Raw genomic sequence first — 16,938 nt, 5'->3', positions numbered from 1 at the left:
TGTGAAATCGTGTAGAATCCCTGCCATTACTAAAATCGCAGTTATTGCTGCTGTCACGTTACGAGACTTATGGACCAACAGACTATCCGTGCGCTCTGTGCCGCCGACATGACGGCGGTCAATGAACTGATCCTGGCCCGACTCCAGTCCGACGTTAGTCTGATCAATCAGCTGGGTTTCTACATTGTCAGCGCCGGCGGGAAACGGATGCGCCCCATGCTGACCGTGATGGCTGCGCGTGCGCTGGGCTATGAAGGTGAGGATCACCTGAAACTGGCCGCCATCATCGAATTCATTCACACCTCTACCCTGCTGCACGACGACGTGGTCGACGAATCCGACCTGCGCCGCGGCCGGGAAACTGCCAACGCCATGTTTGGCAATGCTGCCAGCGTGCTGGTCGGTGACTACCTCTATAGCCGCTCCTTCCAGATGATGGCCGAACTCTCCAACCTGCGGGTGATGGAGATCCTCTCGGATGCAACCAACACCATCGCCGAAGGGGAAGTGTTGCAGCTGATGAACTGCAACGACCCGGATACCACCGAAGAGAGCTACATGACGGTCATCTACTGCAAGACCGCCAAGCTGTTCGAGGCCGCTACCCGACTCGCCGCCGTGCTGACCCATCAGCCCGAGCCCGTCGAACAGGCCATGACCGATTACGGCAAGTATCTGGGCACCGCGTTCCAGATCATTGATGACGTGATGGACTACTGCTCCCAGAGCGAAGAGATGGGCAAGAACGTCGGCGACGATCTGGCCGAAGGCAAACCAACCCTGCCGCTGCTGCGTGCCATGGATGTGGGCACGCCGGAAGAACGCCAGCTGGTGCGCGATGCCATCGAGCATCGCAACGGTATGGAACATCTTGAGCAGATCCTCGGGATTCTCGACCGTACCGGCGCGCTGGAGTACTCCCGCATGCGGGCCCGGGAAGAGGCCGACAAGGCCATTGCCGCCCTCGCCATCCTGCCGGACTCCCCGCACAAGCACGCGCTGGAAACACTGGCCCACATGGCGGTGCAGCGCAGTGCCTGAGTAAACGACATGCATGAAAAAGAGGCCTTCGGCCTCTTTTTTATTGTCTGCTATCTGCTGGACAGTGCATTGCGCCAGACTCAGCGACTCAGCATCCAGAGGATCACGCTACCCGCAACCACTAACGAGCCGCCGATACGGCGCAACTGCTCCGGTGGCTGATCGCTCAGCAGCCGTAACATCTGCTGCCATGCCCTGGGCATCAACAACGGGCCGAGCCCTTCAAACAGCAACAGCAGACCCAGCCCCGTCAGTATGGATGTCATCATTCTGCCCCTCTCCCGTCAAAAACCATTGATCCCGTTTGTTTGGCAGACAAATAAAAGGGCCTGACAAAGCAGGCCCCTGGCAAAACAACTCCCGACACTTACTGCTTGGTGCCTTCAGGAGACTTGAAGTAACGGAAAAACTCGCTATCCGGCTTGAGCACCATCAGGTCGTTGCCACCGGCGAAGCTCTTGCGATAGGCCTCCATACTGCGCACGAAGCTGAAAAACTCGGGGTCTTTCTTGTAGCTGTCGGCATAGATTTTAGCGGCTTCCGCATCCCCTTCACCACGCAGTTGACGAGCGTTACTCTCTGCATCAGCGATCATCACGGTCACTTTGCGATCGATATCGGCCCGTAGGATCTCGGCCTGCTCACGCCCCTGGGAGCGATGCTCACGGGCCACGGCAGTACGCTCGGCCCGCATCCGCTGGTAAATGGAGTTGGACACTTCCACCGGCAGGTTGATCTGCTTGATCCGCACATCCACCACCTTGATGCCGAGCTCGGAGGAGCGCGCCATCTTCATCAGAGCATCTTCCATCACGGTACTGCGTTCACCGGAGACGATATCCTTGATAGTACGATTACCAATCTCGGAGCGCAGACCGTTGTTGATCTTGCGCTTGAGCAGATCCTCGGCCTGCAACTTGTTACCACCACCGGTTGCCAGGTAGTACTTGGAGAAGTCCTCGATCTTCCATTTCACATAGGAATCGATGATCAGGTCTTTCTTCTCGGAGGTGACAAAACGGTCAGCCTGGCTGTCGATGGTCTGGATCCGTGCATCCATTTTGCGAACCTGGTCGATGAGCGGCACCTTGAAGTGCAGGCCCGGTTCATAGAGACGGGGCTCACCGGAATCAATCCGCTTCACCTTGCCGAACTGCACCACAATCCCCTTCTGGCCTTCATCAACGATAAAGACAGAAGAGAAGCAGACCATGGCCGCGACAGCGATTACACCAATAGCTAGCTTTTTCATCTATCAGTTTCTCCCTGAGCTGAAGCGGTCACCGCTACGCAGCGGCGTCGGAGTGGAGTTGGCGCCCTCGTTGGAAGCTGGCGTGGACTCGATGGTCGGCGCAGCAGCTGTACGCCCCTGCTGGACGCTCGCCTGCTTGCCAGCCAACTTGTCGAGCGGCAGATAGATCATGCTGTTGTTGCCAGCCGGCATGTCGACCACCACTTTATTGGCCTGCTGATAGAGCTCTTCCATGGTCTCCAGGTAGATACGATTGCGTGTCAGATCGGGCGCAGCTTGATACTGGGGCAGCAGCTCGTTGAAGCGGGCCACTTCACCCTGGGCTTTCAGCACAATCTGGGACTTGTAGGCTTCCGCTTCCTGCTCCAGACGCTTGACCTGACCACGGGCCTTCGGCTCGACTTCACGGGCATAGGCTTCGGCCTCGCGGATGAAGCGTTGCTCATCTTCCTGAGCGGCAATGGCGTCATCAAACGCATCCTTCACCTCTTCCGGCGGACGAGCCGGCAAGAAGTTGACGTCGACGATCTGCAGACCCATCTGGTAAGGCTCGATGATGCCATCAATCACCTGCCAGGTCTCCTGACGCACCTTCTCACGACCGGTGGTCAGCACGTCGTCCATCTTGGTGTGGCCCACAACATAACGCAGGGCACTGTCGGTGGCCTGACTCAGGCTCTCGTCAGCATTCGTTACGCTAAACAGATACTGCTCGGGGTTGACCACACGGTACTGCACGTCCATCTCGACCCGCACCACGTTTTCATCCTGAGTCAGCATGAAACCGGAAGCAGGCAGCGAGCGCACGGACTCGACATCCACCGGGATCACCTTGTCGATAAAGGTGGGATTCCAGCGCAGACCCGGCTCGACAATATGGGAAAACTTGCCAAACCGCAGCACTGCACCACGTTCCGCTTCACGAATGGTGTAGAAGCCGCTGACGACCCACACCACCACAGCCACAACCAGCGCGATGGAGATACCAAAGCGACCTACATCGCCGCCAGATTTGCCGCCACCAAACAAGCCACCGAAACGGCGGCTCACTTTGCGCAGCATTTCATCCAGATCAGGGGGTCCCTGATTCTTGCCGTTATTCCCCCAAGGGTCACGGTCTTTGCCGTTGTTACCAGGCTCATTCCAAGCCATCAGCGTCTCCATTAATACATGCGGATGGATATCATCTCTATCGGGCCATCATACGTTGAGAAGCCCCTAAGGGTTCACTTCATCGACGAATCAATGCCTGATAAAGCGTTGTAAACTCTCACCTTCCTGCTTTACGAGGCGGTTCCAGTCGGCCACTTGCAAGCGGACTTCCAGCACGAAATCTCCCTCCTCGCTAAAGCCTTCCTGCTCAATGCCCTTCAACTGATAAAGCGCACTGCGCAATCTTGCTGCCGAGGGTGGCAACTGCAGGGTGTGGTGCACCATGGAGCCGGCCAGCAGTTCAGTCAGCGCCGTAAACAGATGCTCACAACCTTCACCAGTCTGAGCCGACAGCCAGACGCGCACTGGGCGCCCCTCGTCATCTCGCTCCAGACCAGCAGGACGATCCGCCAGCTTGTCGATCTTGTTGCAGATCATCAGCTGAGGCCTGTCGTCAGCTTCAATTTCGGCCAGCACCTGCTGCACGGAGTCGATATTCTCCTGCATCTGCTCATCGGCACAGTCCACCACATGCAGCAGCAGATCCGCTTCGCGGGTCTCCTGCAGGGTCGCTTTGAAGGCCGCGACCAGATCATGGGGCAAGTGTCGAATAAATCCAACTGTATCCGCCAAAATCACATCACCCACATCCCGGATCACCAGTTTACGCAGGGTGGGATCCAGAGTTGCGAACAATTGGTCGGCAGCATACACGCTGGCAGCTGTAAGTTGGTTGAACAAAGTGGACTTTCCGGCGTTGGTGTAACCAACCAGTGACACCGTCGGCACTTCGTTGCGGTTGCGGGCGCGGCGTCCCTGCTCCCGCTGCTTGGCCACCTTGTCGAGCCGACGCAAAATCGCCTTGATGCGTTCCCGCAGCAGACGTCGGTCAGTTTCAAGTTGGGTTTCACCCGGGCCACGCAGACCGATCCCGCCCTTTTGACGCTCAAGGTGGGTCCAGCCTCGCACCAGGCGAGTGGAAAGGTGGCGTAACTGGGCCAGTTCGACCTGCAGTTTACCTTCATGGGTTCGGGCGCGCTGGGCGAAGATGTCGAGGATCAGACCGGTTCTGTCCACCACCCGGCACTGGAACAGACGTTCCAGATTTCGTTCCTGGGCAGGAGTCAGGGCATGGTTGAAGATCACCACATCCGCATCCAGCATCTGGACCTGGGACGCGATCTCTTCAGCCTTGCCGCTGCCGACAAAAAATTTGGCACTGGGCGCACTACGACTGGTGGTGATGACCGCCAGCGCATTTACACCGGCAGAACTCACCAACATCTTGAGCTCTTCCAGATCCTCCCGCTCACCCTCATCACTGAAGTTGACATGCACCAGAACGGCCTGTTCGCCAGCTTCATAACGGTCAAACAAGCGCTTGCTCCTTAACAGGAATCATGATGAATCTGAGTTGGCGAGTCGACTCGCCCAGGGATATCACGCCTCGGCATCACCCTGTTCATCAGCCGCGCCACCCGGAGTGGGCTGGTGATGATTGACGGCACGGGCCGGTACGACAGTCGAGATGGCGTGCTTGTAAACCATCTGGCTCACGGTGTTTTTCAGCAGGATAACAAACTGGTCAAAAGACTCGATCTGACCTTGCAGTTTGATGCCGTTCACCAAATAGATAGAAACAGGAATCCGCTCACGGCGCAGCGCATTCAAAAACGGGTCTTGGAGAGATTGCCCCTTAGCCATTTTTCTTTTCCTTATAGTTTGTTGTTTTTAAACACCGAATATCAATATAACAACCTGATTATACAGGGAGTGTCAAGCCGCACCAGCGCAAGCAAGCACGCGGTCGAGATTGCCAGACTCACCAGATTCCAACCAGGTCACATCGGGCCAGCCGCGCAACCAGGTCATCTGTCGTTTTGCCAATTGGCGTGTGGCAACAATGCCACGATAACGCATCTCATCATACCCCACTTCACCGCACAGGTAGTCCCACATTTGGCGATAACCCACACAGCGAATGGAGGGGAGATCCGGGTGCAGATCGCCGCGCGCCATCAGCGCACGAACCTCCTGTTCAAAGCCACCTTGCAGCATCTTGTCAAAGCGCTGTTCGATACGCTGATGCAGCACGGCACGATCGCTCGGGGCGATGGCAAACTGCTGCACTCGATAGGGCAAGCCCTCCCCCTGCACCTGCGTCAGCTCGGTAAGGGTCTTGCCGCTGATACGGTAGACCTCAAGCGCCCGGCTGAGCCGCTGCGGGTCATTGGGGTGGATCCGCGCCCCGGCCACCGGGTCGATGCGTACCAGCTCATCGTGCAGCGCCTGCCAACCGAGGCGGGCAGCCTCTTCCTCAATCCCAGCTCGAATGGCGGGATCGGCGGAGGGCAGCGGGGACAATCCCTCCAGCAACGCCTTGAAATAGAGCATGGTACCGCCCACCAGCAGCGGAATGCGGCCACGGTCGGCGATCTCTTTCATCTCCCGCAGGGCATCCTTGCAAAAATCGGCTGCCGAATAGCTCACAGCGGGATCAAGAATGTCTATCAGCCGGTGCGGAGCCCGCGCCAGTTCATCAGCGGTGGGCTTGGCCGTACCTATATCCATGCCGCGATAGATCAGCGCAGAATCGACGCTGATGATGTCGCAAGGCAATGCCTGGCAAAGTTCAATGGCGAGATCCGTCTTGCCGGAGGCCGTCGGCCCCATCAGAAAAATTGCGGTCGGCAAGTCACTCGCCATGTTCAAACTCCTCCAGCACGGTCGCCAGCGAAAGCGGGCGCACCATACGCATGTCACCAAGCTGGTCACTGAAATCGGTCACAAGTTCCGTCAGCAGACGACTGGCAGTTGAAAAATCGTATATCTTCTCGCGGCTTATCCCCTGCTCCACCAGCCATTGGCATAATACTTCAGCCTGCTGACCAGCATCACTGTCAGATCCGCCCTCGATAATTTGCAGCAATTCGGGTAACAGCCGCACCAGATCGGTCTGGCGCAGCAGAGCCGGCACCCGAGTCAGGATCATGGTGTCGCGCCCCCCGCTTTTCAACTCCAGCCCCATCCGTTTCAGCAAACGTTCCTGCTCGGTCACCAGCGCGATCAAATTCTTCGGCAGCTTGAAGGAGACCGGCAGCAACAGCGGCTGGGCCGCCAGCCCCTGGCCCCAGGTCTCCAGCAACCAGTGACGCAGCAGCACCCGCTCGGCACGCACCAGCGAGAGCAGCGCCAGCTGATTATCCCGCTCGATCAACAGGTAGGCCTGCTCCACCAGTGTCAGGGCGCGACATCCCCCCTGTTTGAGTGGCGGCACGGTGGCCGCGGACTGCTCAGGTGCAGTCTCAGCCACCGTTGCAATAGGCAACGTAGTGAGCAGCGCCCCCATGCCGCGCATCGCCTCCCGGCTTGGCGGCTCGGGCGGTTGATAATTGCTGGCTCGGCCAGCCCCACCGCTCCCCTCCCGCACCTGCGCAGGCGCCCGGTAGCTGTGCTCGGCACCGTACCACTCCGGACGGGGCGCCTGACCGGGGTATTCAATCTGCGGAGTGACCGGCAACTCGACCAGGGTTTCGGCCAGCGGCGCGTCCTGATGAGCGGCGCTGACTCCTTCGCGGCGCAGCGCAGTAAACAGCGCCTGAAAGATAAAGTCGTGGATCAGCCGCGCCTGATGGAAGCGCACCTCATGCTTGGCCGGATGAACGTTGACATCCACCTGACGGGGATCCAGCTCGATATAGAGCACATAAGCAGCGAAGCGATCGGGAGGCAGCAACTCGTCATAGGCCTGACGGATGGCGTGGTTGATGAGCTTGTCGCGCATCATCCGGCCGTTGACATAGGTGTATTGCAGGTCGTTCTGCGGTCTTGCCCCCTCCGGGGTCGCCAGCCAGCCCCACAACCGCACGTCGCTATGCTCGCTCTCCACCGCCAGCGCATGGTGCATGAAGGGGGTGCCGCAAACGGCGGCGAGACGTCGCTCCTGCTCCGGCACGGTATTGGCGGCCTTGTACTGGCGCACCACCTTGCCATTGTGGCGCAGGATCAGGGTGGCATCGAAGCGGGAGAGCGCGATGCGGCGCACCAGCTCGTCAATATGGGCAAACTCGGTCTTTTCGGTGCGCATGAATTTGCGCCGCGCGGGTGTATTAAAGAAGAGATCCACGACCTCCACCGTGGTGCCCACCGGATGGGCCGCAGGCTTGATGGTGACGCTCATCTCGCGCCCTTCCGCCTGGGCTTGCCAGGCTTCGGACTGCTCGGCGGTGCGGGAGGTGAAGGTGAGACGGGAGACAGAGCTGATGGAGGCGAGCGCCTCGCCACGAAAACCGAGGCTGTTGATCCCTTCCAGATCATCCAGCGTGGCCACCTTGGAGGTTGCATGACGCGACAGCGCAAGTACCAGCTCATCTTTGGCGACACCGCAGCCGTTGTCACGGATGCGGATCAGCTTGGCGCCCCCCTTGTCGATGTCGATCTCGACCCGGTCGGCCCCCGCATCCAGGCTGTTCTCCACCAGCTCTTTCACCACAGAAGAGGGCCGCTCCACCACCTCTCCGGCTGCAATCTGGTTGGCCAGAATGGGTGGCAAAATACGGATCGGCATCATTTACTCCTGAATTTCAATCTTGCGGATAGAGAGCCGTTCCACCACCTCTCCACCAACCGGAATCTGGTTGGCCAGGATAGGGGGCAATATACGGATCGGCATCACTTACTCCTGAATTTCAATCTTGCGGATAGAGAGCCGCTCCACCACCTCTCCACCAACCGGAATCTGGTTGGCCAGGATAGGGGGCAATATACGGATCGGCATCACTTACTCCTGAATTTCAATCTTGCGGATAGAGAGCCGCTCCACCACCTCTCCACCAACCGGAATCTGGTTGGCCAGAATCGGGGGGTAATATACGGATCGGCATCACTTGCTCCTGAATTTCAATCTTGCTGATGGTATTGGCTAACAGCGAGAGCGGTATCACCCGCTCCCGCGCGTCAGTTTTGCGGAATGTAGAGCACCTGCCCTACCTGAATATTCCGCGATTTGAGCTTGTTGATCTCTACCAGTCGCGCCTGACTCACCCCATGCTTCTCGGCAAGGCGGGAGAGACTCTCCCCCCGCTTGACCACATGGCGGATCATCTGCGACTTGTCATCACTGCGAACGGGGGCGGCAGCGCGGCTCTGCCCCTGCTGGGGAATATAGATGGTCTGACCAATCTGAATATCCCGGCTGCGCAGCTGGTTGATCTCTACCAAAGTGGATTGACTCACTCCATGCTTCTCGGCAAGGCGAGAGAGACTCTCGCCACGTTTGACCACATGGCGGAGCATCCGAGATTTGTCATAGTCGCCCACATTGCTAACCGGCGCACCAGAATCTTGCGCAGCCTCCGAATAGGGCTTGATCACCCCGGCACCTGAACCGGTCGCAGCCGCGCCGTCACGTACTGTCGCTGGCATCTTATTGGTCACCACCGGCTGCGACTGCACTGGCTTGGGCTGGCTCACCGGCTGCGAAGCTACCGGTGCAGAGCGAGTGGTCGCGGCAGGCCTGCTCGCCTGTCCCTTGCCGGTCAACATGGCTCCCTTGGTCGGGTGGGCGCGGTAGTAGTTGCGGATCCCCTCGAAAATGGCGCGGGCCAGCTGATCCTGATAGCTTGAGGTAGCCAGCAGCTTCTCTTCCGCATGGTTGGAGATAAAGCCGGTTTCGACCAGCACCGAGGGAATATCCGGCGCCTTCAGCACAGCCAGACTGGCATGCTCCGGGGCCTTCTTGTGCAGTCGGGCAACCTTGCCCAATGAGCGCAGGATCTGACGGCTGACGTCGTAGCCTTCGGCACGGGACTTGTCCATGGAAAGGTCTAGGAAAGTTTGCGCCAGATAGGGATTGGGATCGGATTCCGCCAACACCTTGCCGACCCCGCCCAGCAGCTCGCCCTGCTTCTCCTGCTTCTCCAGCCAGCTGCCCATCTCGCGGTTGGCACGGTTGGTCGAGAGGACCCAGACAGAGGCGCCGCGCGGAGTGGAGTTATGGAAGCTGTCCGCATGGACCGACACCAGCAGATCCGCCTTGGCCTTGCGGGCAATCTCGGAACGCTTGTTGAGGTCGACGAAATAGTCGCCACGACGGGTCAGCACGGCGCGCATCCCCGGCTCGCGGTCGATCAGCGCCGCCAGCTTCTGGGAGACTGCCAGCGTAACTCGCTTCTCATAGGTACGACGCGGACCGATGGAACCCGGGTCTTCCCCACCGTGGCCCGGGTCGATGGCAATCACCACCCCCCTGCCCTTGCCACCGACGGGCGTGGATTGCACCGCAGCCGCCGAGCGCTTCTCTTCATAAGGCAGATCGATCACCAGACGGTGACCATAGGGCCCGGCTGGTGCCAGCGGAAAGACCACCGGCTTGATGGAGGAGCTGAGATCAAGCACCAGCCGCAGGCCCCCCTTCTCCAGCGGAGTGCTCTCACGTATCTTGCGCACCAGCTCGCTGTTGTTCTCGACCCGGGCCAGATTGGTGGCATTGCTCGCCCCTTTCAGATCGATCACCAATCTATCGGGGCCAGCCAGGGTGAAGTAGTTGTAGTTGGGGGCACTGCTCATATCGAGCACCACCCGGGTGTTATCCGGTGATGGCCAGATTCGCACACTCTTGAGCTGATTCGCCCAGGAGGGTAACGCCATCAAAGAGAGAGCAATAACAAGGATCAAGCGCACGTAGATGACAACCGTTCCAGAATGGCTTCGCCAATAGCAGTGCGGGCCTCTATCAGAGCCTCGCGCTGCTCGCCTACATAAGTAAGGGTAATTTCAAGGTCAGGAGCCGGTAACCAGCCCTCGCCCTTCTCGGACCACTCCACCAGACAGAGAGTATTGGCGGCAAAATAGTCCCGAATGCCCATGAACTCCAGCTCTTCCGGATCAGCCAGACGATAGAGATCGAAGTGATAGACCTGCCAGCCATCGAGCTCATAGGGCTCGACCAGGGTATAGGTCGGGCTTTTTACCTTGCCCTGATGGCCAAGGCCCTGCACCCAGCCGCGGGTCAGAGTGGTTTTACCAGCACCAAGCGTGCCATGCAAAAACACTGTGGTCGCCTGCTGGCAGGCCTGTGCCAGACGGCCACCCAGTGCCACGGTTGCTGCCTCGTCCGGCAGTGTCATCATCAACTGTTTTGCCATGTTCTTCTTTTTAACTTGTAATGGTGTCGGGATTAACCAGTTTGCGGATCAGCGGCAGCAGATCTGACGCCAGCATGCCCCGCTCGCCGTCAGCGGCGGCCTGATCTGCAGCCTCGCCGTGGATCACGGCGCCCAGCCAGCTTGCCATGGTGGCAGACCAGCCCTGGGCCAAAAGGGCGGCGATTATACCAGATAACAGATCGCCCATGCCGCCACTTGCCATGCCGGGATTGCCTTCACAACAGAGAGCGACCCGCTCGCCGTCATAAATAAGTGTTCCCGCCCCTTTTAACAACACCACACCGCCATAACGCCGCTGCAGCGCCTGCACGGCGGCAAACCGGTCGGTTTCAATCTCGGCAATGGTGCATCCCAGCAGGCGCGCCGCTTCGCCGGGATGGGGCGTGAGCACCCAATTATCCTGATGGCGGGGAGATTGCGCCAGCCAATTCAATCCATCGGCGTCCAAAACCAGTGGCAACCGACCGGTGAGATAACGGGTGATTTGCGCGCTTCCCCACTCATCCTGACCGAGGCCGGGGCCGATGACCCGCACCGACGCCCACCCCTCGTCATCAGCGCTGGTGAGACTCATCAGTTCGGGTTGATAGAGGCTGACCGGCGGATGTTCCGGATGCTGACACACCCGCACCAGCCCGGCCCCCGCCCGCAGGCAGGCGCGGGCCGCCAGCACGATGGCCCCCTGCATGCCGCGATTGCCCCCCACCAGCAGCACCTTGCCATAAGAGCCCTTGTGGGAAGCACGAGGGCGCGGGGTCAGCTGCGTGCTCAGCTGCGGATAATCGATACGCCAGGCGGCGGGCAACATAACGTCATCCGGCGTGACGCCAAGGGGATCACAGTCGAGCAGGCCAACGCAATCCACCCCGTCGCCGGTGAGCATCCCCTGCTTGATACCGATAAAGGTGAGGGTGTGAGTGGCCTGCACCACGGCCCCCATGGCACGGCCGGTATCGCCGTTGAGGCCGGAGGGGAGATCCACCGCCAGCACGGGCACAGCCAAGCCATTGATTGTTGCGACGATCTTTGTCAGTAGTGGCGAGAGGGGCATGTTGACGCCGGTGCCAAGCAGGGCATCGACCACCAGATCCGGGGTGGAGTGCTGGTCCCCATCAAACCGCTCGGCCAGCCAGACCCTGCCACCGGCCGCCAACCACTCATCGGCGGCCTGTTTGGCATCCCCCTTCAGCTGGTCGGGTGCTCTGGCGGCAATCACCACCACCTCGATGCCAATCTGGCGGGCAAGGCGGGCCAGCACATAGCCATCACCGCCGTTATTACCGGGGCCGACGAAAATCCACCAGCAGCGACTGTCGGGCCAATGCAGGGTGGCATAGGTGCGCAGCGCAGCACCGGCTCGCTCCATCAGAGCATAGAGAGGTTGCCCCTCACGCGCGGCCCAGTTGCGCTCCAGTGCGCGGATCTGTTCAGTCTGCCACAGCCCCTGTGGTAAACTGCCCCCTTCTTTTGTGCCCAACGCGCCCCTGATGATCTCTACCATGACGGCTCCCGCCTCTTATCAATCGACCCAAGCCAGCAAACGCCGGCCAGGCCAAGCCGCATGAGCGCACCTGACTTCCACCAGCTGGCCCACGATATCAAGCTCTGGGCACGGGAGCTAGGTTTTGACCAGGCGGGCATCACCGACACCGACCTGCGTATCGAAGAGCCGAGATTGCAGGCTTGGCTGGATGCGGGCTATCACGGCAGCATGGATTACATGGCGCGCCACGGCATGATGCGCGCGCGCCCCCACGAGCTGCTGCCGGGCACGGTGCGAGTGTTGTCGGTGCGGATGAACTACCTGCCGTTCGAGGCGGGTTTTGCCGCCACCCTGCGCGATCCGACCCTCGGCTATATCAGCCGCTATGCTCTCGGTCGCGACTACCACAAGGTGCTGCGCAACCGGCTCAAACAGCTGGGTGATCGCATCGAAGCGCGCTGTGCCGAGCTGTTTCAAGGCACTGAAGAGACCTTGGGTGAGTGGCGCCCCTTCGTCGACTCCGCCCCCATCCTCGAGCGGCCACTGGCAGCCAAGGCGGGCCTAGGCTGGGTTGGCAAACACTCACTGCTGCTCAACGAATCAGCCGGCTCCTTCTTCTTTCTCGGTGAGCTGTTGCTCAACCTGCCGCTGCCGCTCGACCAGCCAGTGGAGAAGGAGCAGTGCGGCAAGTGCGTCGCCTGCATCAACATCTGCCCGACCGGCGCCATTGTCGCCCCCTATGTGGTAGATGGCCGCCGCTGCATCTCCTATCTCACCATCGAGAATGACGGCCCTATTCCGGAAGAGTTCAGGCCCTTGATGGGCAACCGCATCTACGGCTGCGACGACTGCCAGCTTATCTGCCCCTGGAACCGCTACGCCGATGCCAGCCCGGAACCCGACTTCAGCCCGCGCCCCAGCCTGCACCGACCGCCCCTGCTGGCGCTGTGGCGCTGGAGCGAGAGCGACTTTCTCAAGCAGACCGAAGGGAGCCCGATCCGCCGCATCGGCTATCAACGCTGGCGCCGCAATCTGGCGGTCGCCCTTGGCAATGGCCCGGCGACCCCCGAGGTGATCGCGGCCCTGCAACTGGGGCTGACCACCGCCGATCCCATGGTGGCCGAACATATCGAATGGGCGCTGACCACCCTTGCCCGGCGTCAGGATGAAGAGAACAAGAAGACCCGTTTGCTGATCCGCTGCATCGAAAAAGGTCTGTCGGATCACGCATAAGTGATCTGCCCCTTGCCGGATTGCAGCACTTTTTTCATGCTCTGCCGACCTGCAGTGCCCATAACAGCGTGGTCACTGCAAACTGGTCGGCACACAACAAGGACAACACAGATGCATATGTTGGGAGTGGATATTGGAGGCTCGGGGATCAAGGGCTGTCTGGTCGATACCAAAACCGGCGAATTGATTGGCGAGCGCCATCGCATTGCCACACCGCAACCGGCCACCCCGGCCGCCATCGCCCATACCCTCAAGGCGCTGGTCGAACACTTCGACTGGAAAGGGCCGGTGGGCTGCGGCTTTCCCGCCACCATCCACAACGGGGTTGCCAAGAGTGCCGCCAACATCGACAAAAGCTGGATCGAAACCGATGCCGAGCATCTGTTTGCCGATGTCACCGGCAAGCCCTGCTATGTGCTGAATGATGCCGATGCCGCCGGTCTGGCCGAGATGCGCTTTGGCGCTGGCAAGGATCGCAAGGGGGTCATCATCCTCATCACGGTCGGCACCGGCATCGGCACCGCCATCTTCGTCAACGGCCATCTGCTGCCCAACACCGAGCTGGGCCATTTGATGCTGGAAGGAATGGTCGCCGAGCACTACTGCTCCGATGCGGCGCGCAAACGGGAAGATCTCTCCTGGAACCGCTGGGGCAAGCGCTTCAACAAATATCTGGCGCGCCTCGAGTTTCTCTTCTCCCCCGACCTCTTCATTCTGGGGGGCGGCAGCGCAGCCAAGCTGGATAAGTTTATCGATCGCATCGAGACCCGGGCGCCGCTCATTCCGGCGGCCAGCCTCAATCAGGCGGGCATTATCGGGGCCGCCCTCTACGCGGCCGAGCAGCAGGGCTAACCGACGCTCACTGCAAGTCAGCAGATATCCAATGGAAAGGGCCCGGCACTGCTGCCGGGCCCTTTTGTTTGGCCGTCATCTTGCGTGTTTGGCGCTTATCACCCGTTACATGTCGTCGAGTCGATGTACTCCGTGCACCAGTCGGGTCAGGCGGGTCTGCTCCAGCCTGGCCAGATTCTCGAGCAAGGCGGTGGTGGCCGGTGTCGGGCACTCCCGGGCCAGATGACTCAGCTCGCCCACCAGCTGCTCTTCCCAACGGCATACCTGAGTGACGATATCCTGGGTCTGGACTGATGCCGGCAGCTCGAAGCGGGTAATGGCAGGCAGCATATCCTCGCTGAAACTCTGGTTCAGCCAGGTCTCCCTGACCGCCTCTCCCAGCTGAGCAGCATATTCGTGCAGATGGGCACTGGCCGCATCCTCACGCCCTTGCAGATAGACCAGCAACATCCGGCTGCGCTCGCTGTCCACCTGACTGGTCAAACGCCCGTAACAGAGTCCGAGCTGGTGATGAACCTGCTCAAGATAGTGCAGCAACTCTTTGATCTGTTGGAATCTCATCGCACAGCCCTCCATGCTTGTCGACATCATCAGTATAAAAAACCGGCGCCACCGACCCAATCCCTATCCGAGCCCCTCTTGCGCTGCATCAAGGTTGACGCCGACAAAGTGACGGTCAGGTGATCCGGTCGCGAATAGGGAACGATTTGTGCAGCAATTTATGTAACGATGGAGGAGCATCAGGCTAGACAGCAGATGTGAACAGAAACGGGCTGACGAACTAATAAAACCAGCATTTACCCGATATAAACCATATTTAATTCGGCCATGTGCCACGCAAGCGAAACAGGATCTGGATACGTAACATATCCACCCTGATCGTTATCCACCAGACAGAAATCCTTATCACTTTTTTAGACGTCTAGACGTAAAAACATGCGTTGACATGGCCATCCAGACATCTTAGCATCATCCTCCATGATGACAGAGTAACCCAGTGGAACCTCTGCCCAATTTCCCCGCCTGTAGCGCCCTGTGCTTTAAGGCTGTTAGCACGGAAGAATCCATGATTAAGTTGATCGGTCTCAACAAAGTCTACGGTACAGGCAGTGACGCCGTGCACGCCCTGCGTGATGTGAGTCTGCATGTACCCCAAGGCAAAATTTTCGGGGTGATCGGTGCCTCCGGTGCCGGCAAGAGTACCCTCATTCGTTGTGTCAACCTGCTGGAGCGCCCGACAGAGGGCCAAGTCATCGTTGATGGCCAGGATCTGGTCGCCCTGAGCGAACGGGATCTGACCCAGGCTCGCCGCCAGATCGGGATGATTTTCCAGCACTTCAACCTGCTTGCCTCCCGCACCGTGTTTGCCAACATCGCCTTTCCGCTGGAGTTGGCAGGCTGGAGCAAAGAGAAGATCCAGCAACGGGTTGCCGAGCTGCTGGCACTGGTCGGGCTGGAAGCCCGTGCCCAGGCCTATCCGTCCGAGCTTTCCGGCGGTCAGAAACAGCGCGTCGCCATTGCTCGTGCACTGGCACCGGCCCCCAAGGTACTGCTCTGCGACGAGGCCACCTCGGCCCTCGACCCGCAGACCACCCGCTCGATCCTGACCCTGCTCAAGGAGATCAACGTCAAGCTGGGGCTCACCATCCTGCTCATCACCCACGAGATGGATGTGGTGAAGGGGATCTGTGACGAAGTGGCCATCATCAGCGACGGCCGTCTGATCGAACAGGGCGAAGTGGCCTGGTTCTTCAGCAATGCCAAGACCCAGCTGGCGCGGGATTTCATCCACTCCACCATCCACCTGGAAGTACCCCAAGAGTATCAGGATCGGATGAGTGCGGAGCGGGTGCCGGGCAGCTACCCGCTGGTGAAGCTTGGCTTTACCGGCAGCACGGTCGATACGCCGCTGATCTCCGAGGCGAGCCGCCGTTTCAATATCGACATCAGTATTCTGAGCGCGGACATCGAGTACGCCGGTGGCGTCAAATTCGGTTTCCTGCTGGCCGAGCTGTTCGGGGATGAAGCCCAGTGCGAGGCGACCCAGCAGTTCCTTATCGACAACCACATTCAGCTGGAGGTAATGGGTTATGTCCGAAGCCATGATTAATCTGCTCATCACGGCCCTGGGCGACACCCTGATCATGGTGTTTGCCTCCGCCCTGTTCGGCTGCCTGCTGGGCCTGCCACTCGGCGTAGCGCTGCATGTGACCAAGGCGGGCCAGATCCTGGCCAACCCCTTGCTCAACCGTACTCTGGGTATGGTGGTCAACGTGGGTCGCTCGGTGCCCTTTATCATCCTGCTGGTCGCCATCATTCCGCTAACCCGGCTGATTGTCGGCACCAGTATCGGCACCATCGCTGCCATAGTGCCGCTGACTGTCGGTTGCATCCCTTTCATTGCCCGTCTGGTGGAAGGGGCCCTGATGGAAGTGCCGGACGGCCTGCTGGAAGCGGCCAAGGCGATGGGCGCCAAGCCGCTGCAAATCATCACCAAGGTGCTGCTGCCCGAGGCCCTGCCCGGCATCCTCAACAGCGTCACCATTACCCTCGTCACGCTGGTGAACTACTCCGCCATGGCCGGTGCCATCGGGGGCGGTGGTCTGGGCGATGTGGGTATTCGTTACGGCTATCAGCGCTTCGACCCGACCGTCATGCTGGTGACCGTGGTTATTCTGGTCGTACTGGTTCAACTCATCCAGAGCGCGGGTGAGCGCCTGGTCAACAAATATGATCATCGTTAATCGTCGATTTCTGAC

16 protein-coding genes are annotated in these 16,938 nt (G+C 59.6%); 5 read left to right on the top strand and 11 right to left on the bottom strand.

The genetic code is table 11. The features are described 5' to 3' along the window. Positions 1–69: 69 nt before the first annotated feature. Entirely contained in the window at positions 70–1,041 is a 972-nt protein-coding gene (gene ispB, locus G5182_RS06685; RefSeq protein WP_216952927.1) for an octaprenyl diphosphate synthase, read from the top strand. Positions 1,042–1,121: 80 nt separating this feature from the next. Here the strand turns inward: ispB and G5182_RS06680 are convergent, their stop codons facing one another. The 10 genes from G5182_RS06680 to G5182_RS06635 form a co-directional block, all read right to left on the bottom strand. After that, positions 1,122–1,310: a DUF2065 domain-containing protein gene (locus tag G5182_RS06680; RefSeq protein WP_216952926.1), complete on the bottom strand. Its 189-nt coding sequence runs from the start codon at positions 1,308–1,310 to the stop codon at positions 1,122–1,124. A gap of 98 nt (positions 1,311–1,408) precedes the next feature. Next, positions 1,409–2,293: a protease modulator HflC gene (gene hflC / locus G5182_RS06675; RefSeq protein ID WP_216952925.1), complete on the bottom strand. Its 885-nt coding sequence runs from the start codon at positions 2,291–2,293 to the stop codon at positions 1,409–1,411. 3 nt (positions 2,294–2,296) lie between these two features. Beyond that, a complete protein-coding gene (gene hflK / locus G5182_RS06670) occupies positions 2,297–3,445 on the bottom strand; it encodes an FtsH protease activity modulator HflK (protein WP_227341991.1) in 1,149 nt (382 codons plus the stop codon). A gap of 90 nt (positions 3,446–3,535) precedes the next feature. Next, entirely contained in the window at positions 3,536–4,822 is a 1,287-nt protein-coding gene (hflX, locus tag G5182_RS06665) for a ribosome rescue GTPase HflX (RefSeq protein WP_227341990.1), read from the bottom strand. A 63-nt stretch (positions 4,823–4,885) separates the two neighbouring features. Further along, positions 4,886–5,149 carry an RNA chaperone Hfq gene (gene hfq, locus G5182_RS06660; protein WP_005339045.1) on the bottom strand — a complete coding sequence of 88 codons (264 nt, stop codon included), beginning with the start codon at positions 5,147–5,149 and terminating at the stop codon, positions 4,886–4,888. A 72-nt stretch (positions 5,150–5,221) separates the two neighbouring features. After that, positions 5,222–6,151, bottom strand: a complete 930-nt coding sequence (miaA, locus tag G5182_RS06655) for a tRNA (adenosine(37)-N6)-dimethylallyltransferase MiaA (RefSeq protein ID WP_421254266.1) — start codon at positions 6,149–6,151, stop codon at positions 5,222–5,224. Continuing rightward, positions 6,141–8,012, bottom strand: coding sequence for a DNA mismatch repair endonuclease MutL (gene mutL / locus G5182_RS06650; RefSeq protein ID WP_421254265.1), 1,872 nt, complete (start codon positions 8,010–8,012; stop codon positions 6,141–6,143). The genes miaA and mutL overlap by 11 nt, the downstream gene beginning before the upstream one ends. Before the next feature lie 389 nt (positions 8,013–8,401). Continuing rightward, entirely contained in the window at positions 8,402–10,093 is a 1,692-nt protein-coding gene (locus G5182_RS06645) for an N-acetylmuramoyl-L-alanine amidase (RefSeq protein ID WP_227341988.1), read from the bottom strand. Between the two features lie 23 nt (positions 10,094–10,116). Then, on the bottom strand, positions 10,117–10,590 hold the full coding sequence (tsaE, locus tag G5182_RS06640; protein ID WP_227341987.1) for a tRNA (adenosine(37)-N6)-threonylcarbamoyltransferase complex ATPase subunit type 1 TsaE: 474 nt from the start codon (positions 10,588–10,590) through the stop codon (positions 10,117–10,119). A 10-nt stretch (positions 10,591–10,600) separates the two neighbouring features. After that, complete coding sequence (locus tag G5182_RS06635) at positions 10,601–12,112, bottom strand: NAD(P)H-hydrate dehydratase (RefSeq protein ID WP_227341986.1); 1,512 nt, start codon at positions 12,110–12,112, stop codon at positions 10,601–10,603. Positions 12,113–12,172: 60 nt separating this feature from the next. Here G5182_RS06635 and queG point away from each other — a divergent pair, with 60 nt between their 5' ends. Beyond that, a complete protein-coding gene (gene queG, locus G5182_RS06630) occupies positions 12,173–13,327 on the top strand; it encodes a tRNA epoxyqueuosine(34) reductase QueG (RefSeq protein WP_227341985.1) in 1,155 nt (384 codons plus the stop codon). Positions 13,328–13,438: 111 nt separating this feature from the next. Then, positions 13,439–14,179, top strand: a complete 741-nt coding sequence (gene ppgK / locus G5182_RS06625) for a polyphosphate--glucose phosphotransferase (protein WP_139405609.1) — start codon at positions 13,439–13,441, stop codon at positions 14,177–14,179. 105 nt (positions 14,180–14,284) lie between these two features. Here the strand turns inward: ppgK and G5182_RS06620 are convergent, their stop codons facing one another. Beyond that, positions 14,285–14,740, bottom strand: a complete 456-nt coding sequence (locus tag G5182_RS06620) for a hypothetical protein (RefSeq protein ID WP_064338722.1) — start codon at positions 14,738–14,740, stop codon at positions 14,285–14,287. A 505-nt stretch (positions 14,741–15,245) separates the two neighbouring features. On the opposite strand from G5182_RS06620, the gene metN reads away from it, so the two are divergent. Beyond that, positions 15,246–16,289 (top strand): methionine ABC transporter ATP-binding protein MetN, encoded by a 1,044-nt coding sequence (metN, locus tag G5182_RS06615; RefSeq protein ID WP_005341087.1) that lies wholly within the window; start codon positions 15,246–15,248, stop codon positions 16,287–16,289. Further along, positions 16,270–16,923 (top strand): methionine ABC transporter permease, encoded by a 654-nt coding sequence (locus G5182_RS06610; RefSeq protein ID WP_158111922.1) that lies wholly within the window; start codon positions 16,270–16,272, stop codon positions 16,921–16,923. Before metN ends, G5182_RS06610 begins: the two co-directional genes overlap by 20 nt. Positions 16,924–16,938 lie beyond the last annotated feature (15 nt).

It is taken from the genome of Aeromonas sp. 600948 (genome assembly GCF_049174875.1).
Classification (GTDB): Bacteria; Pseudomonadota; Gammaproteobacteria; order Enterobacterales; family Aeromonadaceae; genus Aeromonas; species Aeromonas veronii_A.
Note: the sequence above shows the minus strand (reverse complement) of the source record. Positions and strands in the feature narration are given on the sequence as shown.

Coding starts and splice junctions, on each gene's coding strand:
- hflC (WP_216952925.1), bottom strand. CDS start 2,293: ATGAAAAAGCTAGCTATTGGTGTAATCGCTGTCGCGGCCATGGTCTGC.
- G5182_RS06620 (WP_064338722.1), bottom strand. CDS start 14,740: ATGAGATTCCAACAGATCAAAGAGTTGCTGCACTATCTTGAGCAGGTT.
- ppgK (WP_139405609.1), top strand. CDS start 13,439: ATGCATATGTTGGGAGTGGATATTGGAGGCTCGGGGATCAAGGGCTGT.
- ispB (WP_216952927.1), top strand. CDS start 70: ATGGACCAACAGACTATCCGTGCGCTCTGTGCCGCCGACATGACGGCG.
- tsaE (WP_227341987.1), bottom strand. CDS start 10,590: ATGGCAAAACAGTTGATGATGACACTGCCGGACGAGGCAGCAACCGTG.
- hflK (WP_227341991.1), bottom strand. CDS start 3,445: ATGGCTTGGAATGAGCCTGGTAACAACGGCAAAGACCGTGACCCTTGG.
- mutL (WP_421254265.1), bottom strand. CDS start 8,012: ATGCCGATCCGTATTTTGCCACCCATTCTGGCCAACCAGATTGCAGCC.
- G5182_RS06635 (WP_227341986.1), bottom strand. CDS start 12,112: ATGGTAGAGATCATCAGGGGCGCGTTGGGCACAAAAGAAGGGGGCAGT.
- queG (WP_227341985.1), top strand. CDS start 12,173: ATGAGCGCACCTGACTTCCACCAGCTGGCCCACGATATCAAGCTCTGG.
- hfq (WP_005339045.1), bottom strand. CDS start 5,149: ATGGCTAAGGGGCAATCTCTCCAAGACCCGTTTTTGAATGCGCTGCGC.
- miaA (WP_421254266.1), bottom strand. CDS start 6,151: ATGGCGAGTGACTTGCCGACCGCAATTTTTCTGATGGGGCCGACGGCC.
- metN (WP_005341087.1), top strand. CDS start 15,246: ATGATTAAGTTGATCGGTCTCAACAAAGTCTACGGTACAGGCAGTGAC.
- G5182_RS06610 (WP_158111922.1), top strand. CDS start 16,270: ATGTCCGAAGCCATGATTAATCTGCTCATCACGGCCCTGGGCGACACC.
- G5182_RS06680 (WP_216952926.1), bottom strand. CDS start 1,310: ATGATGACATCCATACTGACGGGGCTGGGTCTGCTGTTGCTGTTTGAA.
- G5182_RS06645 (WP_227341988.1), bottom strand. CDS start 10,093: ATGGCGTTACCCTCCTGGGCGAATCAGCTCAAGAGTGTGCGAATCTGG.